This is a genomic window from Dyadobacter sp. (assembly GCF_017744695.1).
Lineage (GTDB): Bacteria > Bacteroidota > Bacteroidia > Cytophagales > Spirosomataceae > Dyadobacter.
In genome coordinates this window covers 345483-370185 of record NZ_JAGIAS010000004.1, presented here as the reverse complement: position 1 = coordinate 370185, position 24703 = coordinate 345483, and the positions used below count along the sequence as shown (strand labels likewise).

The window sequence follows — 24703 nt, the reverse complement described above, 5'->3', positions numbered from 1 at the left end:
ACCATGCAAAGAAACGCAGAGTTTCCCAAACCGCCCCTTTTCTCACTTCTATTCAAAGTATCCATTCTCCTTTCCTCCGTTTTTAGCCAACCATCAACTTAAAACCCTCTCCATGCAAGTTCATGATCTGGATCGAGGGATCTTCGCGGAGGTATTTGCGGAGTTTGGTAATGTAAACGTCCATGCTGCGGGCATTGAAATAGGAATCGTCGCCCCAGATGGTTTTCAAAGCAAAACTGCGGCTGATAGGCTGGTTGAGATTTTGGCAAAATAACCGGAGCAGCTCCGATTCTTTGCTCGTAAGACGTGCCGAAGTTTCGCCGATAGCTAATTGCTGATGATTATAATCGAAAGTATACTGGCCAATCTTGAATGCTTTAACCTCCTCCGGCTGGTCTGTCTGCCGGGTGTAGCGCCTGAGAATAGCCTGGATCCGCATCAGCAGCTCTTCACGGTCGAAAGGCTTGGTAACGTAGTCATCCGCCCCGACCCGGAAGCCCTGCATCGTATCTTCCTTCATCGACTTCGCCGTTAGAAAAATAATAGGCACATCACGCCCACTCATACGTACCTCTTTTGCCAGCGAAAAGCCGTCTTTTTTGGGCATCATCACATCGAAAATGCACAGATCGTATTCTTTATCCACAAAGTGCTGCCATCCCTTTTGCCCATCAGTAGCAAGGTCGGTAGGAAAGCCTTTATCGGTCAGATATTCCTGAAGAAGCATTCCGAGGTTGGCGTCGTCTTCAACGAGTAAAAGATTAGGCATCTGGAAAACGGGTAAATCGTTTAGGTCTGCAAGATACAACATCCCTCGGCGGGGTGGGTTGGCCTATGAATAACAGAATTCAGGAAAAATTGCTGAATGGTTACATCCTGCGTAAATTAACCCGATAAAACTAGCGATCTTTCGTATCTGTGGAACCTTCTTAATTCATAAAAAATGTTAAAGTTCATCCTATGGGTCGCCGCGATCCTCGTGATTCTCGGTGTAGTGTACATTTCCGGGCCGAAAGTGCCGGAAGCACGCCTTACGCCTGTTTTACCTACCGTTACCAGCGATCTTGTCAAGCTGGAAGAGGAGATAAACCGTGCCGAAAAGGCTACGCCGCTTTTGAAGCCCGACAATGAGGCGCGGATCGTGTGGGCGAACGACAGCTTGAAGCAGAAGACGACTTACAGTATCGTGTACATTCATGGGTTCGGCGCGAGCTGGGCCGAGGGTGACCCCATTCACAAGGACCTTGCTAAAAAATACGGCGCCAATCTCTACCTCTCGCGTATGCACGATGCCGGTATCGCCGATACCAATGCGTTCGACGACCTCACACCCGCTAATTTCCTGGCCGGGGCGAAACGCGCGCTGGCGATCGGGAAGGTTTTGGGAGATACTGTGATCGTGATGGGTACTTCGGCGGGCGGGCTGCTTTCCGTTTATCTGGCAGCTACCCATCCGGAAATCAAAGGCCTGGTGTTGTATTCGCCATGCATGGCCATCGCAAACCCCGCGATGAAGCTGGTGACCGGTCCGTGGGGACAGCAAATCCTGCATAAGGTGATGGGCACCCACAATATGGGTAAGGATTCCATTCCGGCGCAGGCGCAGTTCTGGTTGCAGGGCTACCATACCAACGGGCTAACTACCCTGCAACAGATGATCGATGCGATTGCCCGGCCGGAGATCTTCGCGGAAGTCAAAATGCCGGTTTTTGTAGGGTACTATTATAAAGACGAGGAGCACCAGGATAAAGTAGTGTCGGTGAAGGCCATCCGTCAAATGTTCGAAGGCCTGGGCACACCGGCCGGGCAGAAAGAAGAAATGGCATTCCCTGAAGCCGGCGACCATGTGATCGGCTCGCGGTTGCGGTCAAAGGATGTAAAGAGCGTGTATGAGGCCACAGATCGGTTTTTTCAGGAAAAGCTGCATTTGAAACCAGTAGAAAAGCCTCTCACCCAGCCTTGAACGGGTACAGGAAAGGCATCCTGGCGGGGGATATTGTGGTTAAACCCGTTAAAAATGCTTTACTTTGCCGGCTTGAACGGACATCCTAATTAATCAACAATAAAAGGAAACATGGCTTACGGTTTATTAAAAGGAAAAAGAGGAATTATATCGGGTGCATTGGATGAAAACTCCATTGCATGGAAAGTAGCGCTGAAAGCAAAGGAAGAAGGTGCCACGTTTGTACTGACCAACGCACCTATCGCCATGCGCATGGGGGCGATCAACGATCTGGCTAAGCAGTGCGACGCCGAGATTATCCCAGCTGATGCTACTTCCCTGGAAGATATAGAGAACCTTTTTACCAAATCAACCGAGATTCTGGGCGGCAAGATCGACTTCGTATTGCACTCGATCGGAATGTCGCTGAACGTGCGCAAAGGCAGGTCCTACGGCGACCTTAACTACGAGTGGTTCCAGAAAGGCCTGGATATTTCCGCCATTTCATTGCACAGGTTTCTGCAAGTAGCTGAAAAGCTCGACGCGATCAACGATTGGGGATCGGTTGTGGCATTATCCTACATTGCGGCGCAACGTACCTATTCATTCTATAACGATATGGCCGAAGCCAAAGCGATGCTCGAAAGCATTGCGCGCAGCTACGGCTACCGCTATGGAAAAGCCAAGAATGTGCGTGTAAACACGATTTCCCAGTCACCTACCAAAACCAAGGCCGGCTCGGGTATCGAAGGATTTGACGCATTCTATGATTTCGCAGAAAAAATGAGCCCGCTGGGCAATGCTTCGGCAGATGACTGCGCTAATTATGCAATTACCTTGTTCTCGGATCTCACGCGTTTCGTGACGATGCAGAACCTCTACCACGATGGTGGTTACTCTTCAACCGGTATTTCCGAGGAACTGGTAACGATGATCCAGCAACAGGCGGAACAGCAGTAATAAGATTTAGTTTCAGTATTCGAAAACCCTTCAAGGCACGTGTTTTGAAGGGTTTTCTTTTTGCGTTAAAATAAATGCGTATACACACCGTTTCGCGTTGTGTAATGTTTGAAGAACCAATTAGTTTAGCCAAATAAATTCCATTTATGAATCATCAGCCTCATCACCCCTTTTTCAGCAAATCCCGGGCATTGGCAAGCAGCCTGTTGCTTGCAGTCCTAGTCCTGACATTCATTTCATGCGGAGGAGAAAAAGAAGCCACTCAGCAGGCGGCGCCCGATGCGCCGGTTTATACGCTGGTGTTTCTGGATAAAACACAAAGTGTGCATGTCGATAAGCGCTATGTGAACGATAAATACCGCCAGGCGCTGACCGACATTATCGAGCAGAATATGAAGAACAAAGGGGACAAACTGGAAGTATACTTCATTCACGAAAATACGTCAAAAGCCCGTGCATTGTCACTGACCGTTCGCAGCGAACGCGATAACCTCGAAGGGGCGAATGCAACTGACCGTGAAGGGATAGAGACCGCATTCCAGCTAACGTTACAAAAGGAAAAGAGCATTTACCTGCGCCAGTTGCTAGCCAAACTCAACCAGCAGAATACCGGAGCGTCCAATCTGTCGACCGACATTTGGGCCAGCTTACCCGTCATCGCCAAAGCCGGCGAAAGCGGATCCGAAGTGAAAGTATACTATTTCAGTGATATGGTGGAGAGCATCAAAGGTGCCGACCGTCGCGATTTTCACAACAATCCGCCTAAAAGTGACGCAGAAGCTGAAACGGATGCCAAAGCAGACATTAAAAAGCTGGAACGTTACGCCATTGGTTCTCCGCAGGTGACGATCGTATCGCCCTTCGAGCCTACGGCTTCCAGCAAAGAGAACAACCCGCACATCACGCATTACTGGCAGACGCTGTTTCAGGAGTTGGGTGGAGTAAGTGTAGAGGAACTTTGAGTAGGATATTATAGCTTTTGAATGGCTTTCAGATTCTCAGCATCGTCGAAAATCGCACGGATGGGGATTTGGAAGCCTTTTATTGCAAAGCTTGATACGTCAATGTTCGGTGCTTTAAGAATTAACTTATACTCGTCACCTATGAGGTGATATTGCTCGAGTGTTTCGTTTTCGGGATCAATAATCCAGTACTCCTCAATCCCATGCGCCTGGTAATCATCAAACTTGACACCGCGGTCACGAGATTCTGTCGATGCTGAAAGCACTTCCACTACCAGATCGGGCGCCGGAAAAAGAGTTTGATCGGCCGTGAGCATTGTGGCCTTGTCTTTGCGGAAGAAGCAAATGTCAGGTTCATAATCATTTCTGGTCAGCGTGATCATGATTTTTTCTATCCCAACAAAGCCCAGATCATGTTTGCAAACATAAATGTTGATAAGCTGAGCTAGTCTTAGCGAAGCTTTGTTATGCTTCATTTTAACCGGAGAGTGAACCACGATTGTGCCATTGATGAACTCGGTTTTCTCCTGCTCAGTAATATCGTTGTAGAATTTCAACCGACGTTTCCGCTCTTCATCGAGCGCTTTCTGCACCGCGTCGAGGACCAGATATGCATCCGGCACATTCATAATCTCCGAGACAATACGATTACTCATCTCTTTTGTCAAAGCTAGTGTTTCCAAATTTAACAAAGTTTAGGGTGAAAAGATAGACTATGGGCACGATCATCCCGCCCAATTCTCCCGATCCAGACTCCGGTATTGAATCGCTTCCGCCAAATGTTCCACCTTAATATCATCGCTGTCGGCGAGGTCGGCGATGGTGCGGGAGACTTTGAGAATGCGGTCGTAGGCGCGGGCGGAGAGGCCGAGGCGTTCCATAGCTTTGCGGAGGAGCATTTTGCCGGCGTCTTCGACAATGCAGATCTGCTTGACCATTTCGGGTGTCATCATCGCATTGGAATAAATTTCCTTATGGTTTTTGAAGCGCTCGGTCTGGCGCTGGCGGGCTAGTATCACGCGTTCACGGATTTGTTCACTGCTTTCCGATTTGCGGGTGGAGGAGATTTGCTCAAAGGAAACAGGCGTTACTTCGACGTGCAGATCAATGCGGTCGAGCAGTGGGCCGCTGATTTTGTTGAGGTATTTCTGGACGACGCCGGGGCCGCATACGCAGTCTTTTTCGGGATGGTTGTAATAGCCGCAGGGGCAGGGATTCATACTCGCGATCAGCATGAAGTTGGTGGGATATTCAACCGCCATTTTAGCCCTTGAAATACTCACTTTCCTTTCTTCCAATGGTTGTCGCATAACTTCGAGTACCGACCTTTTAAATTCCGGAAGCTCGTCGAGAAACAATACACCATTGTGCGCCAGGGATATTTCTCCCGGTTGCGGATAACTCCCACCACCCACCAGCGCGACGTCGCTGATGGAATGATGCGGTGAACGGAACGGCCGGCGCGATACCAGCGTGGCCTGCTTGCCCAACCTGCCGGCCACAGAATGTATTTTGGTCGTTTCTAGCGCTTCCGGTAAGCTTAGCGGCGGTAATATGCCTGGAATCCGCTTGGCCAGCATGGTTTTGCCGGCTCCGGGCGGGCCGATCATAATGGCATTATGTCCGCCGGCGGCCGTGATTTCCAATGCGCGTTTGATGTTTTCTTGTCCCTGCACGTGCTCAAAATCGGCCTCGTAGTCGTTTTGAGAAGTGAAAAACAGGTCGCGCGTATCGACGATAAGGGGCTCTATGTCTTTCGTTCCCTTGAAGAAATCGATGGCGTCCGCCAATGTGTCGACGGCGATTACGTCGAGGTTGTTCACGATGGCGGCTTCTGATGCATTTTCGGAAGGTAAGACGATGCCTTTGAAACCTTGTTTGCGCGCTTCGATGGCGATGGGAAGTACCCCTTTGATAGGCCGAAGGATGCCATCAAGGGAGAGCTCGCCGAGAATAATGTAATCTTCGGGATTCCGGACGCAAACGAGCTGGTCGGAGCATTGTAAGGTGCAAATGGCAATAGGCAGGTCGTAGGCGGAACCTTCTTTCCGGATATCGGCGGGCGCCAGGTTCACGACCAGTTTCTGCCGGGGCATTTTGTAGCCGAAGTGTTTCAGAGAGGCTTCTACCCGCTGCTGGCTTTCCTTCACAGCGCTGTCGGCCAGGCCGACCATATAAAATCCCAGCCCCTGGCCGACATTGACTTCAATTGTGATGATCGTCGCATCGACGCCGAAAACGGCGCTTCCGTAGGTTTTAGCAAGCATAAGTGTGTGCTTTGAGTAAATAGAAAAATTTTAGGCAAAAATAGCAGGAAAAAGGTTAATGCAGGGAAACCGTCGGGAAGGCTTGCGCAACCGCTTGATCATTCCTAATTTATGATTTCATTATCCTGAACCCATGAATCGCATTCTTCTGACCTTGTTATTTTTCGTAGGTATCCTATCGTTTAGCGTAGCGCAATCGAAACGAAAGCCGTTGAAAGGAAAAATCATTTGCATTGACCCCGGTCACGGCGGTACCGCGGCGACGGATAGTTACCGTGTCGGCCCGGGCGGAGAGCGGGAAGAGTGGGTGAACTTGCGGGTAGGATTGCTGTTGCAAAAAATGCTCGAAAAGAAAGGGGCAAAAGTGGTGATGACAAGAATCGCGGACGTTGAGGTGCCGCTTGCCGACCGTGCCAAACTGGCCAGGGATCGCAAAGCGGATCTTTTTGTCTCCATCCATCACAATGCAACCGCCGATTCATCAGTCAACTTCCCGATCATTTACTTCCATGGAAATATGTCCGAGAATGTAGCCAGTGTGGATTTTGGTAAAGAGCTGGCTGGGCGATTACTGAAATATTTACACCAGCCTCAGACCCCTGTTTCGCTCGTTTCCGACTTCACCATATTTGCGGATGCGGGTGCATCTGTACTTAGAAATACCTACGGAATACCTGCGCTTCTCGCAGAAGCTTCGTTTTTCACAAATCCTTCTGAGGAGCAGCGATTAAAACAACCCGAACACAACCAGAAGGAGGCCATTGCCTACACGGAAGCGATTATCGCATTTTTTGCAAAGCCCGTCGCTCCGATTCTCGCTAAGAACTCGAAAGTGCCTGCGATACCCGCATTTAAAGTTTTCCAGGAAGCCGAACGCATGACCCCTATCGCAAAACGCTGGCGCCAGGACTTCGACGAAGGAAAAGTGTTTATGACGAAACGCGATACCGCATTGCTGCGAGAGTCATACGAGTTTTTCACACGCTCAGCCCGTTCCTTCCCCGACTCCTGGCTGGCCGGGCAGTGCCATCAGAACCGCGCCGTACTGTTGCGGAAATTAGGCAAGGGCGTCGAAGCCGGGCAGGAGGATCAACGATTCAGAGAGTATTATGTGCAAATGAAAGCTAGATAAATGGCTCTGTGTACGCGCAGCTATTTGAACAACGCCCTTAAATCGATGGTAATATCCGTTACAGGGTCGGTAAACACGCATTCGGTAAAATTCTGCACCGGCTGATCAGGGAGGAATAACTGGACAGTTTGAATAGAAGGCATGACGATCCAGGCAGACTGCACTCGGGACGGAAAGTAAATTTTCCAGATTTTGCTCGTCAGCGCATCGTACGCTTGCGTGGGGGATAAGATTTCAATGGAAGTAATTGGCGGCTCGGTGTAACGGATAATGTCTTCTTTCCAATTGAAGGATAGGTTTTGGAAAATCGACAAATCCGGCTTGCTGCGCCCGGCGGATAGTTCGAGCTCCAGTTCGGGCATAATATCGAACCGCGCATCGTACTGGGATAGCAGAATGCTCAGGCGGTAAATCAGGCGCGAGTGGTTCAACGACATCGTTTCCTCAAGAGGAGTTTCAATTTCGGTGATTTCAATTGCCTGGATTGCCATAACCATTGTCGTTTTATCAAAAATAACAAAAAATCCGCACCGGAATATGGTGCGGACGGGAGTAATGTGCCAGTGACAGCGATCAATTATTCAACCACCGCCGACACGCAAATGTAAGTCGGAATAATACCGGTCGCGCGGATACGTACTTCTGCGTCTTCCGCCTGCGTGTTACCCGTGAGCACGAGCGCGGTGTCGAGGCCAAACTTGTTTCCGCCGAGGATGTCGGTGTTCAGCGTGTCTCCTACCATCAAAATGTCTTTTTTGCTCACATTAGGGTAGTTTTTAATGTGCTGGTAGGCGAAAATGAACATCTGCGGGTCGGGCTTGCCGAAGCGGATGAACTCGCGCCCAATGGTGTTCTCGATCATCTTCGCCAATGCGCCGATAGCAAAGGATACGCGGCTTTTGGACGCAGGATAAGTCTTGTCCGTATTGGCCACGATCACGGGAATATTGCGTTTCCGCAACAGGTTCAGCGTTTTGGTTAGATCGGTATTCCAGTCGAAACCTTCATCGTCCAGAAACACCAGCGCATTGATATCCCCCACATTATTCAAATCCAGCTGACGGATCGAGAGCGTTTTGAGGTCGGAAGTTTCGATGTAATGGGCTGAGTTTTCAGTTCCCAGATACGCAACGGTACCTTTTCTTACTTTCAAATCCAGGTACTCGCGGGCGAGCATACCCGACGAGATGATGCGGTCGGGGGTGACATCGTTGATACCCAGGTTCACATAGCTCTGTGCCAGTTGCTCGGGGCTGCGGGAGGCATCGTTGGTAACCACGTAAAAATCTTTTTCGTGCTCGCGCAGGTAGGCAAATGTGTTTTCAATGCCGGGGATCAACCCGTTATACGTTTTAAGTACGCCGAACGCGTCGAAGAAAATAACGTCGTATTTTGATATGACGGATTTAAAATTATCGAGTACCATACAGTTGGTGTCTTGGGAGTGAATGGGTGAAAGGAGGTGACTAAATTTTCAGGGCACGTAGGATCTTATCGGGATCGAAGCCGTCGATCGACGGGAAATACAACTCGTAAGCCTCGCGCTGCAACTTGGTGCAGTACGAGCGGTGGAAAAAGTATTTGCCATATTTGATCACATAATTCAGGATAAAAAAGCGGTAGGCTTCCTTCATGAAGCGTACTTCATTCTCCGTTAGCGGATACACCTTGTGGTATTCCTGCAAAAACATCAGGAAGCGCTCTTCCATCAGCGGCCCGATGAGATAGCTGAACACCGTGCGGTCGCCAACATTAGAGCATACCCTGCTGAAAAAGTAGAAATCCATCACCCGCGACGATACGCGGAACCAGTCGTAATCCCAGCGGGAAAACAACTTCATATCGTCCGTAACCGAGAAGTTTCCAATGTTCCAATCCACAAAAACGGGCATGAGGTCGAATGAGCTCACGTTCAGGCGCTGGATATTTTTCATGAAAATATCGCATTGCTTTTTCAGGATATGGATGTACCCCCGGTGCTCGTACTGGCCCGTATCGGTTTCAAGGATTTCCAGCAAATGGGTAATGTCGGTACGGAGGTTTTTGGACGACTTTGGAATGGATCGGCTGGCGCGGAAACACGCTTGATGGAATTTGGCCGCTTCGGTACCCAGTTTTCGGATGTGCTCTTCTTCCAGTCGTCGCGGCATCCGATTCATGGCGCGGATAGGGTTGTAAAAAACCACCCAGGTATCTACAAAATCTTCCTGGTAGCGGTAGGTATAAACCTGGTTATTCTTCACCAAGGACTTCGCAAGGACATTTTCGAACGGGTAAAGCAGATTATTGGAAAGAGCCTGTATAATCCGGTGATCTTCCTTGAAATGTTCATATTTTCCAAAATAGGAAAGCTTCGCAACCACCTTGTCGTCGTTATCGAGCGTGACGCGGAAAACGTGATTGGTCGAAACTTTGGCACTGATATCTTCTACAAATTTGACCCCGATCGAACTATCGAACCCTGCCCAGGCCTTTCGGATAATTTCGGGATAATCTTTTAAACGCATTCCAATCTCGCATTAGGCTTTACAGATGGCACCAAAGGTAGCAAACTCACCGAAGCAGAATACCCTGGCTGTTGGGATTGAATAAAAAAATAATCCCATAATTTTGCAAAAACTTACTTTTTGAACCTTGTTTTACTATTTCTCGCGTTTTCTGGTCCGTCTGGCATTGCCTATTTATCTGAGAAAGCTTTGCGTAGTCAATTTCGATAAATTACCCAAAGGAGCGCCGCTGCTTTTGGCCTCCAACCATCCCGATTCTTTTTTCGATGCTGTTGTGATCGGTTCCGTTTTGGAACAGCCGATTCATACGCTCACGCGCGGAGATGTGTTCCGCAAAAAAGCGGCCGCATTCTGGCTACGGCAGATCAACCTGATCCCTGTTTTTCGTGGGTCAGAAGGGCGTCAATATGTTAAAAATCATGATGTTACTGCGCAGGAAAGTCACGACGCGCTGAAAAAAGGCGATGCGGTAGTGGTATTCTCTGAGGGTATTTGTGTGAATGAATGGCGGTTACGACCCCTTGGTAAGGGTACCGCAAGGATGGCCTATAAAATCTGGTACGGCGACGACGCACTCCAAAGTATGAAGGTGATCCCGACTGGCCTCAACTATGAGAACTTCCGCGGACCGGGCAAACGCGTTTCATTGAATTTCGGAGAAGCCATAGCCGCTGATGACATTCAAACCAGTCCGCAGGAATATGAAAAGTGGCTCCGGGAATTCAACGAAATCCTCGACCGGAAGATGAATGGTGAAATCCTCACCATTTCCAATGACTTACCGAAAGCCGAGCAACAGCGGCACTTGAATGCATTTTTCGACCAATGCGCAACTCCCAAAGCGAAGAGTAACCCGTTGCTGGGCGCAATAGGCTGGGTCGGTCGCATGGTTCATTTGCCATTGTATTCGTTCTTTCAGAAAAAGGCAGCCAAACTAACTGCCAGGTCGGTTTTTTATGACTCCGTGTTGTTTGGAATGCTGCTGTATTTATATCCGGTGATCGTCGTGCTGCTTTCCATTATCGTCAACGTGTTTGCTGGCTGGCAGGCTGGACTCGGTACATTTATTGGGCTGCCTTTGCTGGCCTGGGTGGGGAGTAAATGGTAAGGTTTAGTGTTACCTCAAAAAAGAATTAACCATGCAAATTTGCATGATTAATTCTTGAAAATTGTATTTATGGATGCCGGGAATTGTACTATTTGTCTTTCACTTTCCCCAGTCCCATCGCCTTCAACATCCAGTTCGGCAGCGGTTTTCTCAGCCCTCTTTTTTGCAAATCCAAAAACCAGCCCAGTTTTTTCAGAATAGGTACTTTGTGTGTTTCCACGAGTTCGATCAGCGTACCGTCAGGGTCTTCGAGGTAGGCGAAACGGCCGGCAGCGTTCTCCATGCCGAATGAGCTTTCGCTATCGACTGTGAAGGGGTAACCTTGTGCTTGCAGCTTGGTTTTCAATGCGTCCATATCCAGCGTGTCAAAACACAGGTGAATGTACCCGCAATCGCCCCAATATCGGTTTTCGAATATCTTTTTAGGCGTGCGGTCGAGCGCTTGTACGAGCTCGATCTGCACGTCGCCGAGCAGGCGGCTGAATGCGCCGTCGGGCGTAAAGCTTTTGCGGAGGAGCATTCTGCGGAAACGCTGGCCTGGAATCGAGGTCGGAAGATCTTCGAAAACGCCGGTTTTGTCGTAAACTATATTCAGTGGTTGGAGCAGGTTTTGGTAAAAAACGGCTGCCTTATCTATGTCGGAAACCCCGATTACCACGCCGGCTACGCCACCCACGTTTTTACCTTTGGTCTGGAACCACGTAGCATCGCTGGTGACCTGAAATACATTGCCGTAAGGATCCGTTCCCCAGAAACCTTCGCCTTCCGGCAGCTTCGTGAGTGGGCCGGTGGCTTCTTTGGAATGACTTTTGACCCAATCATGCGCCTTTTTTACATCCGGAGCCTTGAAGCGGATCGCATTGATACCGAGATCACCGATTTCCACTTTGAAATTCGCCGGCTGCGAAACACGGCTGGTGAACGACCAGATTTCCAGTCCGCCGCCGCCGGCCATATTGATCACCAGGGCCGCCTGCCGCGATTGTACTTTGCCGCCGGTATAGGGCGTCATGAGCGGGGCATCGGCTTTTTCATCGAATATGGGAACATCGAAACCCAGCACTTGCCGGTACCATTTCCAGGTTTCGGGTACGTTCTGGCAACCAATTCCTACCTGTTGAATTCCAGAGATCAGCGGAGCACTCATTTGTTGAGGTATTATGAAGATAAAGGTGGATAATCTTTAAGAAGCGGCAATTTTACGAAATAAAAAGCAAACGAGCCGTGGCTCAGGCATTTGAACTGGGAATGCGACCTGTGGAAAAATTTCTCGGGATACAAAATCTAAATGATTATTTGATAAGCATAATAATTGCTATCTTTAAAATGGTTTTCCAAAATTTTATTTCAAAAACCTGGAAATCAACGCATCCATTTGGTTGCACTCATCGTATCTGTGGTGAGCCCGTCTCAATGATAGTCTAGAATGAATCAGTCAGTAGTAATTGCACCGATAGGCGAGAGTCTACCGGATTTTTTGAGTTCCAAGCAGTATTCAAAAATTGTGGTAATAGCAGATAACAACACCAAAAGGTATTGCTATCCGATTTTAAAGGCGTTTTTGCCGAAGCATAATGTTGTAACCGTTCCCCCGGGCGAGGCGCATAAGACATTGGCGACTTGCGAGAAGATCTGGGAGGCCATGACCAAAGAAGAGCTCGACCGGCATGCGTTGGTGATCAATGTAGGCGGCGGGGTGATCGGCGACATGGGCGGGTTTTGTGCCGCGGTGTACAAGCGTGGAATAGATTTTATCCAGGTTCCGACGACATTACTTTCACAGGTGGATGCGAGCGTGGGAGGAAAGCTGGGGATTGATTTCCAGGGATTTAAAAACCATTTAGGGGTATTCAATATCCCTAAGAGCGTGCTCATCGACCCGGTGTTTTTGAAAACATTGCCGGAACGGGAAATACGGTCGGGGTTTGCGGAGATTATCAAGCATTGTCTGATTGCCGACGGCGCGAAATGGGAGGAGATCCGGGCGAAGGATTTTGAAGAGCAGAACTGGCCGGACCTGATCGCGCATTCGGTGAAGATCAAGCAGCAGGTGGTGGATCAGGACCCGACGGAAAAGGGTTTGCGGAAAATATTGAATTTCGGACATACGCTCGGCCACGCGGTGGAGACGTGCTTTTTGAACAAAGGCCCGAAAGAGCGACTTTTCCACGGGGAAGCCATTGCAGTGGGGATGATTATGGAGGCATACCTGTCGTTCGAGCGGAAAATGATCGATCAGCAGACGTTGACGAATATTGAAGAATTCCTTTTCGCGACGTATGGCAAGGTGAAGATCAAGCCGGAAGATATCGAGGAGATCATTGCGCTCACGCGACAGGACAAGAAGAATAAAGGAAAGGAAATCAGGTTTTCATTGCTGAAAGGGGCCGGGCAATGTGCCTTTGACATCGTAGTAACGGCAACTGAAATGCGCAGATCAATAGCTTATTATTTGGGATAGATTTACAGTTACAGCATAAGCTATTGGTAGTGTAAGAGGAGTATTCAAAATACATTCTTGATATATCTTAATTCACAACCTGACAAATTTAAATGCTTATGCTGAGGTCTATTTCTATTTATGCTGCTTTACTGCTCGTAGTCGTGATTGCAGGGTGTTCCAGTGGCCGGAAAGTGTTTGTGGAGCATGATTACAGCTACGAAACCAATTTTAAAGATTACTCTTCTTATACGTTTCTGGAATGTGAGAGGGATACCAATAATCTTTGCACCGAAATTTATGAGGCGATCCGTCGTCAGATGCAGGTAAGGGGCTATAAGCTCACTGCCGAAAAGCCTACGTTGCTGGTGAACTACGGTATTTTCTATGATAACCTGCGTTATCAGGGCTATATGCAGCCGGTGATCAAGAACTGGGTGGATACGGAGAATGAGGGATTTCGCTATGAACCGATCAAGTACGCGCTCGACAAGGGCACATTGATTGTTTCACTCATCGATGCGGAGAGCGACCAGGTGGTTTGGAGAGGTTACGCTTCGGGGATATTCAAGGGGACGGAAGGTTCCAATAACCATTACCGGAGCGTTGTAAGGCGCATTTTTGATCAGTATCCGCTGTTCGCGAAAGGGTATGACCCGCGGCGTTACAGTGAACAGGTTGGAAGATAATTGGCCAATCAGAGATTGGCGACATAGTGTGGGGCTGACCCGGAGGTCAGCACGAGCGTATTTGAACGCCGGAACCTTGTATTCGTGAACCGAATGCGGGGTTCCGGCTTTTTAATTGCTACTTCGTCAAACCGGCGTCGTCGGACGCGCCCAGCGCCAATGCGCCCCAGTCGAGGTTTTCGCGGCCTTTGGCTAATCCGGAAATGAAACGGTTTTTGATAATGTCCGCGAAAGGCATCGGTGCATTTACATCGGAGGCCGTTTGGAGCGTCAGGTTAATGTCTTTCAAACCGAGCGGGTAGCGGAATGCCACAGGTTCGTAGGTATGCTGCGCCACTATTTTGCCGTAATTCTGGAAAATAGGCGCTGCAAACAATGTGGCCGTCAGCATTTCGTAAATGCTTTGTCTTGAAATCCCGTTCTTCTCAGCCATCGTAAATGCTTCACCCATCATTTCGAGGCTGCAAGCGATCATGAAATTTCCGGCGAGTTTGATCACGTTTGCCGCTCCCGGATCGTCGCCGAAATCGAAAACACCTTTTACAAAACTTTGAACAATAGGCTTAATCCGCTCTTTCGCATTCCCATTGCCTGACAGGCAGATGTTCCCCACCTTTGCGCGCACGGCTTCCGGACGGGCGAATATAGGCGCGGCCACATAATGCGCACCATACCACTCGTGCTCCTGCGCGAGCTGGCGCGAGGTTTCAGGTGAAATAGTGCTCATCGAAACGTGTATGCCATCTTTCCCGAGCTTTTCAACCACTTCCATGGAAAACAATTCTTCGACAGCCGCATCATCGGCCAGCACCGAGAAAACGATACCGCCGGCGGCAATAGCCTCGATCGGTTCGTCAACGACCGTGGCGCCAAGTTTGATCAGTGGGTCTGCTTTGGACTTCGTTCTGTTCCAGACGACAAGTTCATAACCCGCTTCGAGCAGGCTTTCAGCGATAGGAGTACCAAGGTTCCCGAGTCCGAGAAACGCTATTTTTTCAGACATAATAACAGGTTTAGATTAAAATTAAACTTGAATAACGCCCACATTGAATGGCTTCTCAATGGGCGCCTGATCGGCGGCTTTAATGCCTTCGGAGATAATGCGCCGGGTCTCGACAGGGTCGATAATGCCATCGACCCATAGGCGTGCGGCGGCGTAGTATGGGGATAATTCCTGGTTATAGCGGTCGGTAATCTGATTCAACAATTCCTTCTCCGCCTCGGGCGTGATCGTCTCGCCTTTGGCTTTCAATGTGGCAGTTTGAACCTGCAACAAGGTCCGGGCAGCGGTTGCCCCGCTCATAACCGCCATTTGGGCCGTCGGCCAGGCGAATATCAGCCGCGGATCGTAAGCCTTGCCGCACATCGCATAATTTCCCGCACCGTAAGAGTTGCCGACGATGAATGTAAACTTGGGCACTACCGAGTTGGCCACGGCATTCACCATTTTGGCACCATCCTTGATAATGCCCCCCTGCTCCGCGCGACTGCCGACCATGAAACCGGTTACGTCGTGGAAAAAAACAAGCGGGATCTTTTTCTGGTTGCAATTCATAATGAAACGGGCCGCTTTGTCGGCTGCCTCGGCATAGATAACCCCGCCCATTTGCATTTCTCCTTTGCCCGATCGCACCATCTTGCGTTGGTTGGCGACGATACCTACCGCCCAACCGTCCACGCGCGCGTAGGCGCATATGAGGGTTTTGCCATAATCGGGTTTATATTCATCGAGCTCCGAGTTATCCACAATGCATTCCAGAATAGGCAGCACGTCGTAGGGTTTTAGCCTGTCGGTGGGGAGCAGGTTGTAAATATCTTCCGGTTTGCGCGTCGGTACCGCCGCATTTTTCCGGTCGAAACCGGCCGATAATGGCTTGCCTATCTTATCAATATGTCTTTTGATGGCGTCCAGGCACGATCTGTCGTCGGGAAACTTGTTGTCCGTAACGCCGGAGATTTCGCAATGCATAGCTGCCCCACCAAGAGATTCGACGTCGATATCTTCGCCTATCGATGATTTGACCAGATAAGGTCCGGCCAAAAATACCGAACCGGTACCTTCCACAATGAAAGCTTCATCTGACATGATGGGCAAATAGGCCCCGCCGGCCACACATGCGCCCATAATAGCCGAAATCTGCACGATGCCCATGGCCGACATTTGCGCATTATTCCTGAAAATGCGGCCAAAATGCTCCTTATCAGCAAATACTTCCGCCTGCATCGGCAGGAATACGCCCGCGCTGTCGACGAGGTAAATCACCGGGAGCCGGTTTTCCATCGCGATTTCCTGCGCGCGCAGGTTCTTTTTGGCTGCAATAGGGAACCAGGCGCCGGCTTTCACCGTGGCATCGTTGGCAACGATCATGCATTGCTTTCCTGACACATAGCCAATGCCGGTCACCACGCCACCCGAAGGACAGCCGCCTTCTTCTTCATACATTCCATCGCCTACGAATGCGCCGATTTCAAGGAAATGGGAGTCCGGGTCTGTCAGGTAATCGATCCTTTCGCGTGCGGTAAGCTTACCCTTCTGGTGCTGCGCCTCGATTTTTTTCTTACCGCCGCCGAGCTTTACCTGCTCGTATTTCTGGTTGAGGATTTCGATAAGGTGTGGTAGGCTTTCCTGGCTGGTCATGATGATGAAGAATGGTGTGAGTAATGGAAATGGGCTTATTTCAAATGTAAAAAGTCGTTCACCGGTAAGCAAACGACTTTCATATTAATTTAAAATGTGAGGCCCTATTTAATGGTAGTGGCAGTATCCAGCGGCGACTCGGCTGGTCCTTTATCTTTTTTACCGAATACCGACACATTGATATACCGTTTCGGATGCTCGCGGAAGTTGGTGAGCAGCTTGTTCATGCTGATCATCGTGCGGTTGAGGTTGTTATACAAGGTCTCGTCTTTCACGAGTTTGCCAGCGGTTCCTTTGCCTGATTCGACGCTTGAAAGCAGGGTATGCAATTCTTGAATGGTCTTCCGCGCGCTCGTCACGGTTTCGCCCAGGCGTAATGCATTCAGCGAGTCGGCTAGGGTGCCGGTTTTAGCAAGCAACGGTTTCAATTCTTTTTCCGTTTCGACGAGCGATGTTGTGAGTTTGTTCAGATTGGAGGTCATCGCCAGCAAGTTTGCGCGGTTTTCGGCTAAAAGACCTTGCAGGCTGGTGCCCGTCTGGTTATAGTTTTTCAAAACCTGATTCAAAATCAAACCTGTCTCCTGGAAGCCGCCGACGACGAGGTCGAGGTTTTTAATGAGTGAATCGGCGTGTGAGACGAGCGGCAATGCTTTTTCCTGCAAAACGGCAGAAATACCTGATTCCTTTTTGGCAACGAGCGTGTCGCCGTCTTTCATCGGGGCGCCGGTACCCATTGCAAGGTGGATTACCTTGCCGCCGAGCAGTCCGCCATCCGCGAGTACCGCGCCAGTTCCCTGGGGTACCGCAATGCCCTTTTGTACATCGATCGTTACCAGCAACTGGTTCCCGCGGTTTTGGAGCAATTTGATCTCCTGCACGCGACCTACGTTCAAGCCATTGAGCAGAACGGGATTCGAGGCGGTCAGGCCGTCGATATTGTCGTAAACGACGTGGTATTTATATGTTCTGGAAAAAACGTCGGAGCCTTTTAGGATGTGGAAGCCGAAATACAACATGATAATGGCGAAAAGTGCCATGATTCCGACTTTTGCTTCTCTTGATATTTTCATGGACTATTGATTTGTCCTGCTTGCGGCAGCGGCAGGTTAAGCGGTATTAACACCAAAGTATCAAAAATTGTTTTGACAAATCAAAGCAATATGTGACCGTTGAGCTACCGGTCCATATCTTTTTTGTATGCCATAAAAGCCGAATGAATGCATTTGGCCACTTCTTCCTGTCCGGCCTCGGAGCTCAGGTATTCCTCCTCGTCGGGGGATGAAAGGAAACCGGTTTCGATGAGCACGCTTGGCATTGCGCAACGCCACAAGACGAGGAATCCCGCCTGTTTTACGCCGCGGCTATCCCGCTCCGAGATCGACTGGAATTTTTTCTCGATCAGGTCCGCCAGCTTCAGGCTGCTGGAAATGAATGCGCTCTGGTAATTCGCAAGCATAATATGCGCCAGTGGCGAATCGGGGTCGAAGCCTTTATATTTCTGCTTATAGTTCGTTTCCTGCAAGATTACGGAGTTTTCGCGTTTCGCTACTTCCAGGTTTCCCTCGGTTTTGTGCAAACCCATAACGAACGTTTCAGTCCCTCTTACAGACCTCGAACGGGGTGTGGCATTGCAATGGATGGAAATGAAAAGATCGGCGTTGTTGCGGTTGGCGAATGCGGAACGTTCACCGAGTTCGATGAATACGTCGGTGGAGCGGGTGAAGAGCACTTTGACATCCGGCGTTTCTTCCTTGATCTTTTTCCCGAGCTCCAATGCTACGGCGAGTGCTACGTCTTTTTCCTTAGTATATTTGCCCCTGGTACCGGGGTCTTTGCCGCCGTGCCCGGCGTCGATGACAACTGTATTAACCTTGCTTCCTGACTTCACGGTAACCGGTTCTTGCTGAAAAACAAAGGCGACGCTCGCCAGCAAAAAACTTGCTACAATTACTAATTTAAGAAGTTTTAACATTATTTTTTAGTTGGGGCCTTACGCGAAAGGGGTTTCTCTGCTAATTTTGAAATTCGTTATGCAAAAATACGCTAATTGTTAGAACTGAAAAGAAAGGCGATTATTATATCGTCGGTAGTTGCGGCGTTTCTCCTGTTCAGCACTGTGGCATGTGTGCAGCAACGCTCCAAGGGTTCCGGGAAAAATCAGGGTAAGCTTAAAAGTTCGGCTTCTGCAAAGCAATCAGCGGATTCCCTTCTTACAGTGCGAAAGCAAGCAGGTGCGGATACTTCCCGCGCCGGTCAACCCGGTGCGTCCATTCCAAGAGGGGGCATAAATGCGGATACTACGCTGACGGGCAAAGGATTAGCCGCGGATTCCACAGCGGCAGACACACTCAAAAATCCCGACGATCTCGAAAACACCGTGGAATATACGGCCGAAGATTCCACGATTATGGACGCCGTGTTGAAGCAGGTGCATTTGTATGGAAATGCGGAAGTGAACTACGGGACGATCAACCTTAAAGCGAATTATATCCGTCTCAACTGGATTACCAACGAAGTTTACGCGATCGGGACTTATGATTCTACGGCAAAAAAAATGGCCGGCGAGCCGATCTTTCAGGATGGACCGGAGACGTATAATACCAAAGAGATACGCTACAATTTCAAATCCAAAAAGGCCCTGATCCAGGGGATTGTTACCCAGGAAGGCGATGGAAACATCCGGGGCGACAAGGTTAAGAAGGATACGGAAGGTAATTTCTACATCAGGCATTCCATTTACACGACCTGTAACCTCACCCACCCGCATTACTTCATTAATGCGCCGAAAATCAAGATGGTGAACAAGAAGCAGGTGATCTCCGGGCCTTTTAACCTGGTCATCAGCGATGTGCCGTTGCCGATCGGTTTGCCATTCGGCTTTTTCCCGTTCCCAAAGAAGAAAGAAAACGGCACGAGCGGCGTCATCATTCCAACGTACGGGGAAGAACCGAACGGACGCGGTTTTTACCTGCGCGACGGCGGTTATTACTTCGCGATCAGCGAGTACGTCAATGCGATTGTAACAGGACAGATTTATTCCAACAGCAGCTGGGGGCTCGGGCTTACATCGAGCTATATCAAACGCTATCAGTATTCGGGTAACCTGTCTTTGCGTTTCAACAGGAACAAATCCAGTGACGAAATCCAAAGGTCCTTTGGTCTTGGAGTAACCAATGATTTCAGCATTGTGTGGTCGCATGCGCCCAAGGCGAGGGGCAACTCAACGTTCTCTGCAAATGTGAACGTGAGCAGCAACACATATAACCAGCAGCAGGAATTTAATGTAAACAAATATACCGCCAACGTCGCCAGTTCTTCCGTACAGTACAACCGCACTTTCGGGCAGTATATGCGTGCAGCGGGTTCGTTGCGCGTAAACCAGAACTTCGGACAGATCAATCCGACTACCCAGAAACGTGAAAACGGTAAGACCAACGTTTCCACCGATTTCAGTTTCGGGGTGAACCAGATCGCCCCATTCGCATTGAAAGGCGGGCGCGGGCGCTGGTATGAGAGCTTCCGTTTGGGGCTGGATTTTAATGGGAACTACGCATTAGCCAATGCACTGACGGCCATTGACACGTCTTACAGCAGCCTAGGCTTTGTGATAACCGATGCCAAGATCGACACGACCCGTCTCAGGAAAACCAAAATCGTGGCATTCAACCTGGATAACCTGCCTGATATGCTCAAAGACGCACAGTTCACAGGCCGGTACAGCTTGCCGATCTCGCTACCCAACTTCAAGGTCCTGCGTTTTGTGAATATCACTCCCAGCATGTCGCTTTCGGGAGAAGTGTTCACCAAACAATACCGTTACACCAAAACGGGCCGGGATTCGATCCGGATCGACACACTCAAAAAGGTCGGGACGGAGTATTCCTACAACTTCGGGGCAGGGATGAACACGCGTTTCTACGGGACTTTCTTCTTCGGAGGAAAGCGTTTGGAGGCTATCCGCCACACGGTAATTCCTTCGGTGGCATTCACCTATACACCTGATTTTTCGGGAGACGCATTCGGTTTTTACCAAAACATCCAGGTAGAAGACAAGAAAGGCAATGTGCGTGATCTTTCGTTGTCCAAATTCCGCGGAGTGGGATCGGGCGTGAGTAACGGGCGGGCGTCGAGTGTGATTTCATTCAGTTTGAACAACTCGTTTGAAATGAAGCTCAAAAGCAAGAGCGACACCGCGGCGCAGCAGTTCGAAAAGGTTTCACTATTGGATAACCTGAGCTTGGGCGGTAGTTATAACCTGCTGGCCGACTCATTGAATTTGTCGAATATCACGATCAATGCCAATGCGCGGATCGGACGGAACCTGAACCTGAACTTCAATATGAACCTCGACCCCTATACCTACGTGGCAAACCCCAATATTGTAGGTAATCAGATGGGTACGAAGGTGAATAAATATGCGATTACTTCGGGACAGGGCCTTGCCAATTTGCAGAGCCTCGGGTTTACATTAGGGACCAGCTTTTCACCCAAAAGCAGTTCTTCCAACACGAATACCAAAAACCCGCAGACCACGAATCCGAACGATCCTAATGCCAAGGCTAAGCAGGAAGCCAGGGAATTTATCGCACAAAACCCTGAGCTGTACGTAGATTTTAACATACCCTGGAATGTCTCGCTGAACTATAACTTCGGATTGACGAAGCCGGGTTTGTCGAAGGCACAGATTATCCAGGCCATTCAGGCTACGGGGGATCTGAGCCTATCCAAAAACCTGAAAGTAACCCTTAGCACCGGTTTCGACTTTGTCGCATTCGAGCCCACCATCACGCAACTGGGCCTCACGCGCGACCTGCATTGCTGGGATATGAGCTTCAACTGGACACCATTTGCAGGCAGCGCAGCCCGTGCGAGCAACTATTCCTTCACATTGAAAGTGAAGTCGGCCATCCTGCAAGATCTGAAAGTGACCCGTCGCCGGTCGTTCTACGACAGGGCAGCATATTAATCCGTAGTTTGTGTTAAAACAAAAATGGCCGTCCCATCGGAACGGCCACTGCAATGCTTGCGCATAATGCCTATTTGGAAGCGGGCTTAGCTGCCTTCGGAACTACTTCCCCATTCAGGTAAAGCGTGATAGAACCACCTTCTGTGTTGCTGAAAACGGTTACGGGCTTGTTGAAAGGACCGGCCGCAGCAGCGTTGAAAGTAGCTTTTACCGAACCGGTTTTACCTGGAAGTACAGGATCTTTCGACCATACAGGAGTAGTACATCCGCATGAAACGGTTACGTTAGAAAGGATCACGGGATCTGAACCTGTGTTAGTAAATACAAATTCGTGCGTAACGGGAGTGCCTTGTGGTACTTTACCGAATTTGTGTGTCTCTTCTTTGAATTTCAGAACACCTTTCTGTGCGAAACTTACGGTGGTCAGCCCGAGGATTAAAACCAGCGCTGAAAAGAATACTTTCATAGTTGTAACTATACTTTAAGTGGTGAAAAACTTACTGTTAAACAAGATTAACGCTTAAAAAGCTAAATATAATAATCATTAACCAATATTAACAATGCCCCAAAAGTAGGCGTTACGATGCCGTGGTTATTATTTTCCTGCATAATTTTGGCTTGCATTCAAAAAAACGTAATTTAACTTACGGATTAAAACCCGTGATTTTTGCTTATGCTTCAAAATGATAGTTTGACCGGTTCCAGTGTTTTGAGTAAGGAGGATATTATCGATGATTACCGCTTAGCATGCGAAAGTCGTCAGGTAAGTTTGCTGGGGAGGAAGGATACAATGGGCGGCCGTTCTAAATTCGGGATTTTTGGAGATGGAAAGGAAGTAGCACAGATTGCACTTTCCAAAGTTTTTCAACCGGGAGATTTTCGCTCGGGATATTATCGGGACCAGACCATCGAAGCGGCTGTCGGGAATCTTACCTGGCAGCAATTTTTTGCCCAAATGTATGCCCACGCCGACCTCGAACACGAGCCCAACACGGGCGGACGTTCCATGAATGGGCACTTCTCGACACGCTGGGTCGATGAGAATGGGGACTGGCTCGATCAGACCAAATTGCACAATTCCGTTTGTGATATTTCTTCTACAGCAGGGCAGATCCCTCGTGCGATCGGCCTTGGATATGCTTCCAAACTATACCGCGAGAATGCCGAGTTGCACGATATGACCACGTTTTCCCGCAATGGAAATGAGGTGGTTTTCTCGACGATCGGTGATGCTTCTACCTCCCAGGGAATGTTTTGGGAGGCGATGAACGCAGCAGGTGTTTTGCAGATTCCCGTCATCGTTTCGGTGTGGGACGATGGTTATGGAATATCGGTCCCTGTTGAATATCAAACCACGAAGGGAAGTATTTCAAAGGCATTGGCCGGGCTGCAAAGGAATGAGGACGGCGAAGGCATCGAGATTTTGACGGTGAATGGCTGGGATTATCCTGCGCTGGTGGAGGCCTATCAGAAAGCGGCGAAAATCAGCAGGGAGCAACATGTGCCGGTGCTGGTACACGTTACTGAACTCACTCAGCCGCAAGGGCATTCCACTTCCGGTTCCCACGAGCGGTATAAATCGAAGCAGCGGCTCGCGTGGGAGCGCGAGCATGATTGCAATGTGCGTTTCCGCGACTGGATCCTGAAAAATGGCTATGCCACTGACGAGGAACTCGAAGAAATTGAGCGCGAAGCCAAAGAAAAGGCCCTGCAGGAGCGCAATGCGGCATGGCAGGCATACAGGAAGGAGCTGGATGCGGAATATAATGATACCATTCAGCTATTGCAGGCAGTAGCGGCAGCCAGTTCTTTTGCCGCGGAAGTAAACAATGCCATCCTCGAACTGCAAAAGACCTACTTGCCTGTGCGCAGGGACATGATCGCCATCGTGCGCAAGGTTTTGAGGATTATTGGAAAGGAAGAGAATCCGGAGAGGTATGCCTTGCAGCTGTTTTTGAAAGAAAATCTCAAAGCGAACAAAGAACGTTTCAATACCCACTTATACAGCGAAACACGCTACTCACCGATGCTCGTGGAGCCGGTAAGCCCCACCTATTCGGAGAATAGCCCCGTTGTAGACGGGCGTGAGGTGATACGCACCTATTTCGATGTACTTTTCGGAAAAGATCCGCGTGTTGTGGCATTGGGGGAAGACATCGGTTTCATAGGCGACGTAAACCAGGGATTTGCCGGTTTGCAGGAGAAGTACGGTGAGATCCGGATTACCGACACCGGAATCCGCGAAACGACGATCATCGGTCAGGGAATAGGCATGGCTATGCGCGGCTTGCGGCCGATCGTTGAAATTCAGTATTTTGATTATATCTACTATGCATTAGCGACGCTTACCGACGACCTGGCATCGCTGCGGTACAGAACGGCTGGCGGCCAGCGCGCGCCGCTGATCATTCGGACAAGAGGCCACCGCCTCGAAGGCATATGGCACTCGGGATCGCCGATGGGCACGATGCTGAGCAGTTTGCGTGGTTTGCACGTGGTTGTTCCGCGAAATTTCACTCAGGCCGCAGGTTTTTACAATACATTAATGAAAGGCGATGACCCTGCATTGATCGTCGAACCGCTTAACTCCTATCGACAGAAAGAAATTTTGCCCGATAATCTGGGCGAATACTATATCCCGCTAGGCCAGCCGGAAATTTTAAGAGAAGGAAATGACCTCACTATTGTTACCTATGGCTCAATGTGTCGTATAGTAATGGAGGCCGCTTCTCAATTGCAGAGTTCAGGAATTGAAGTTGAAGTCATTGACGTGCAGACGCTCCTGCCATTCGATGTCGACAACCGGATAGTGGAGTCCATTAAAAAGACGAACCGGGTCGTTTTCGCCGACGAGGATTTACCCGGAAGTGCGTCAGGTTTTATGATGCAGCAGGTTTTGGAAAGGCAAGAGGCTTATCGCTGGCTCGATTCGGCACCGGTAACCATTGCAGCGAAGGATCACCGCCCACCTTACGGTTCGGACGGCGATTATTTCTCGAAGCCTAATATGGACGACATTTTTGAAACTGTTTACGAAATCATGCGCGAAGCGGCCCCAGATAAATATCCGGAGCTGTTTAACGTATGATCTT

Annotated in this window: 21 protein-coding genes; 9 read left to right on the top strand and 12 right to left on the bottom strand. The window is 49.5% G+C overall.

Translation table 11 applies throughout. The annotated features are described in order from the left end of the window. Positions 1–82 precede the first annotated feature (82 nt). The gene (locus J7619_RS17655) at positions 83–769 is read right to left on the bottom strand and encodes a response regulator transcription factor (RefSeq protein WP_291201233.1); all 687 of its coding nucleotides are present in this window, start codon (positions 767–769) and stop codon (positions 83–85) included. A 174-nt stretch (positions 770–943) separates the two neighbouring features. Between J7619_RS17655 and J7619_RS17650 the strand changes: the two genes are divergently transcribed. The 3 genes from J7619_RS17650 to J7619_RS17640 all read left to right on the top strand — a co-directional run bounded on the left by J7619_RS17650 (position 944) and on the right by J7619_RS17640 (position 3864). After that, entirely contained in the window at positions 944–1963 is a 1020-nt protein-coding gene (locus tag J7619_RS17650) for a carboxylesterase (RefSeq protein WP_291201231.1), read from the top strand. A 111-nt stretch (positions 1964–2074) separates the two neighbouring features. After that, entirely contained in the window at positions 2075–2902 is an 828-nt protein-coding gene (locus tag J7619_RS17645; RefSeq protein WP_291201228.1) for an enoyl-ACP reductase, read from the top strand. Positions 2903–3048: 146 nt separating this feature from the next. Continuing rightward, positions 3049–3864: a hypothetical protein gene (locus tag J7619_RS17640; RefSeq protein WP_291201225.1), complete on the top strand. Its 816-nt coding sequence runs from the start codon at positions 3049–3051 to the stop codon at positions 3862–3864. Between the two features lie 8 nt (positions 3865–3872). On the opposite strand, the gene J7619_RS17635 is transcribed toward J7619_RS17640, so the two are convergent. After that, positions 3873–4547, bottom strand: coding sequence for a Uma2 family endonuclease (locus J7619_RS17635; protein WP_291201222.1), 675 nt, complete (start codon positions 4545–4547; stop codon positions 3873–3875). Positions 4548–4589: 42 nt separating this feature from the next. Further along, the gene (locus J7619_RS17630; protein WP_291201219.1) at positions 4590–6131 is read right to left on the bottom strand and encodes a YifB family Mg chelatase-like AAA ATPase; all 1542 of its coding nucleotides are present in this window, start codon (positions 6129–6131) and stop codon (positions 4590–4592) included. Between the two features lie 133 nt (positions 6132–6264). Between J7619_RS17630 and J7619_RS17625 the strand changes: the two genes are divergently transcribed. Further along, positions 6265–7263 (top strand): N-acetylmuramoyl-L-alanine amidase, encoded by a 999-nt coding sequence (locus J7619_RS17625; RefSeq protein ID WP_291201216.1) that lies wholly within the window; start codon positions 6265–6267, stop codon positions 7261–7263. A 20-nt stretch (positions 7264–7283) separates the two neighbouring features. Here J7619_RS17625 and J7619_RS17620 read toward each other — a convergent pair whose 3' ends face one another. From J7619_RS17620 to J7619_RS17610, 3 genes are all read right to left on the bottom strand, one after another. Beyond that, a complete protein-coding gene (locus J7619_RS17620) occupies positions 7284–7754 on the bottom strand; it encodes a Uma2 family endonuclease (RefSeq protein WP_291201213.1) in 471 nt (156 codons plus the stop codon). An 86-nt stretch (positions 7755–7840) separates the two neighbouring features. Continuing rightward, complete coding sequence (locus J7619_RS17615) at positions 7841–8689, bottom strand: TIGR01459 family HAD-type hydrolase (RefSeq protein ID WP_291201210.1); 849 nt, start codon at positions 8687–8689, stop codon at positions 7841–7843. 40 nt (positions 8690–8729) lie between these two features. Beyond that, a complete protein-coding gene (locus tag J7619_RS17610) occupies positions 8730–9770 on the bottom strand; it encodes a hypothetical protein (RefSeq protein WP_291201207.1) in 1041 nt (346 codons plus the stop codon). 127 nt (positions 9771–9897) lie between these two features. On the opposite strand from J7619_RS17610, the gene J7619_RS17605 reads away from it, so the two are divergent. After that, the gene (locus J7619_RS17605; RefSeq protein ID WP_291201204.1) at positions 9898–10878 is read left to right on the top strand and encodes a 1-acyl-sn-glycerol-3-phosphate acyltransferase; all 981 of its coding nucleotides are present in this window, start codon (positions 9898–9900) and stop codon (positions 10876–10878) included. Positions 10879–10966: 88 nt separating this feature from the next. Here the strand turns inward: J7619_RS17605 and J7619_RS17600 are convergent, their stop codons facing one another. Beyond that, entirely contained in the window at positions 10967–12025 is a 1059-nt protein-coding gene (locus J7619_RS17600) for a VOC family protein (protein WP_291201201.1), read from the bottom strand. A 279-nt stretch (positions 12026–12304) separates the two neighbouring features. Between J7619_RS17600 and aroB the strand changes: the two genes are divergently transcribed. Next, a complete protein-coding gene (gene aroB / locus J7619_RS17595; protein WP_291201198.1) occupies positions 12305–13339 on the top strand; it encodes a 3-dehydroquinate synthase in 1035 nt (344 codons plus the stop codon). A gap of 92 nt (positions 13340–13431) precedes the next feature. Further along, positions 13432–14007, top strand: coding sequence for a DUF4136 domain-containing protein (locus tag J7619_RS17590; RefSeq protein ID WP_106595747.1), 576 nt, complete (start codon positions 13432–13434; stop codon positions 14005–14007). Positions 14008–14125: 118 nt separating this feature from the next. On the opposite strand, the gene J7619_RS17585 is transcribed toward J7619_RS17590, so the two are convergent. From J7619_RS17585 to J7619_RS17570, 4 genes are all read right to left on the bottom strand, one after another. Next, a complete protein-coding gene (locus J7619_RS17585) occupies positions 14126–15010 on the bottom strand; it encodes an NAD(P)-dependent oxidoreductase (protein ID WP_291201194.1) in 885 nt (294 codons plus the stop codon). A 21-nt stretch (positions 15011–15031) separates the two neighbouring features. Then, the gene (locus J7619_RS17580) at positions 15032–16645 is read right to left on the bottom strand and encodes an acyl-CoA carboxylase subunit beta (protein ID WP_291201191.1); all 1614 of its coding nucleotides are present in this window, start codon (positions 16643–16645) and stop codon (positions 15032–15034) included. Positions 16646–16749: 104 nt separating this feature from the next. Further along, positions 16750–17715 carry an MlaD family protein gene (locus tag J7619_RS17575; RefSeq protein WP_291201188.1) on the bottom strand — a complete coding sequence of 322 codons (966 nt, stop codon included), beginning with the start codon at positions 17713–17715 and terminating at the stop codon, positions 16750–16752. A gap of 104 nt (positions 17716–17819) precedes the next feature. Then, a complete protein-coding gene (locus J7619_RS17570) occupies positions 17820–18617 on the bottom strand; it encodes an N-acetylmuramoyl-L-alanine amidase (protein WP_291201185.1) in 798 nt (265 codons plus the stop codon). A gap of 75 nt (positions 18618–18692) precedes the next feature. Here J7619_RS17570 and J7619_RS17565 point away from each other — a divergent pair, with 75 nt between their 5' ends. Further along, positions 18693–21611: a putative LPS assembly protein LptD gene (locus J7619_RS17565; protein WP_291201182.1), complete on the top strand. Its 2919-nt coding sequence runs from the start codon at positions 18693–18695 to the stop codon at positions 21609–21611. A 70-nt stretch (positions 21612–21681) separates the two neighbouring features. On the opposite strand, the gene J7619_RS17560 is transcribed toward J7619_RS17565, so the two are convergent. Continuing rightward, positions 21682–22077, bottom strand: coding sequence for a DUF1573 domain-containing protein (locus J7619_RS17560; protein WP_223400841.1), 396 nt, complete (start codon positions 22075–22077; stop codon positions 21682–21684). Positions 22078–22284: 207 nt separating this feature from the next. On the opposite strand from J7619_RS17560, the gene J7619_RS17555 reads away from it, so the two are divergent. Continuing rightward, positions 22285–24699 (top strand): thiamine pyrophosphate-dependent enzyme, encoded by a 2415-nt coding sequence (locus J7619_RS17555; protein WP_291201176.1) that lies wholly within the window; start codon positions 22285–22287, stop codon positions 24697–24699. The last annotated feature ends 4 nt before the right edge of the window (positions 24700–24703 follow it).

Excerpts from the sequence above, each read along its gene's own strand:
- J7619_RS17655 (WP_291201233.1), bottom strand. The coding sequence starts at position 769 with ATGCCTAATCTTTTACTCGTTGAAGACGACGCCAACCTCGGAATGCTT.
- J7619_RS17650 (WP_291201231.1), top strand. The coding sequence starts at position 944 with ATGTTAAAGTTCATCCTATGGGTCGCCGCGATCCTCGTGATTCTCGGT.
- J7619_RS17645 (WP_291201228.1), top strand. The coding sequence starts at position 2,075 with ATGGCTTACGGTTTATTAAAAGGAAAAAGAGGAATTATATCGGGTGCA.
- J7619_RS17640 (WP_291201225.1), top strand. The coding sequence starts at position 3,049 with ATGAATCATCAGCCTCATCACCCCTTTTTCAGCAAATCCCGGGCATTG.
- J7619_RS17630 (WP_291201219.1), bottom strand. The coding sequence starts at position 6,131 with ATGCTTGCTAAAACCTACGGAAGCGCCGTTTTCGGCGTCGATGCGACG.
- J7619_RS17625 (WP_291201216.1), top strand. The coding sequence starts at position 6,265 with ATGAATCGCATTCTTCTGACCTTGTTATTTTTCGTAGGTATCCTATCG.
- J7619_RS17620 (WP_291201213.1), bottom strand. The coding sequence starts at position 7,754 with ATGGCAATCCAGGCAATTGAAATCACCGAAATTGAAACTCCTCTTGAG.
- J7619_RS17615 (WP_291201210.1), bottom strand. The coding sequence starts at position 8,689 with ATGGTACTCGATAATTTTAAATCCGTCATATCAAAATACGACGTTATT.
- J7619_RS17610 (WP_291201207.1), bottom strand. The coding sequence starts at position 9,770 with ATGCGTTTAAAAGATTATCCCGAAATTATCCGAAAGGCCTGGGCAGGG.
- J7619_RS17600 (WP_291201201.1), bottom strand. The coding sequence starts at position 12,025 with ATGAGTGCTCCGCTGATCTCTGGAATTCAACAGGTAGGAATTGGTTGC.
- aroB (WP_291201198.1), top strand. The coding sequence starts at position 12,305 with ATGAATCAGTCAGTAGTAATTGCACCGATAGGCGAGAGTCTACCGGAT.
- J7619_RS17590 (WP_106595747.1), top strand. The coding sequence starts at position 13,432 with ATGCTTATGCTGAGGTCTATTTCTATTTATGCTGCTTTACTGCTCGTA.
- J7619_RS17585 (WP_291201194.1), bottom strand. The coding sequence starts at position 15,010 with ATGTCTGAAAAAATAGCGTTTCTCGGACTCGGGAACCTTGGTACTCCT.
- J7619_RS17580 (WP_291201191.1), bottom strand. The coding sequence starts at position 16,645 with ATGACCAGCCAGGAAAGCCTACCACACCTTATCGAAATCCTCAACCAG.
- J7619_RS17575 (WP_291201188.1), bottom strand. The coding sequence starts at position 17,715 with ATGAAAATATCAAGAGAAGCAAAAGTCGGAATCATGGCACTTTTCGCC.
- J7619_RS17570 (WP_291201185.1), bottom strand. The coding sequence starts at position 18,617 with ATGTTAAAACTTCTTAAATTAGTAATTGTAGCAAGTTTTTTGCTGGCG.
- J7619_RS17560 (WP_223400841.1), bottom strand. The coding sequence starts at position 22,077 with ATGAAAGTATTCTTTTCAGCGCTGGTTTTAATCCTCGGGCTGACCACC.
- J7619_RS17555 (WP_291201176.1), top strand. The coding sequence starts at position 22,285 with ATGCTTCAAAATGATAGTTTGACCGGTTCCAGTGTTTTGAGTAAGGAG.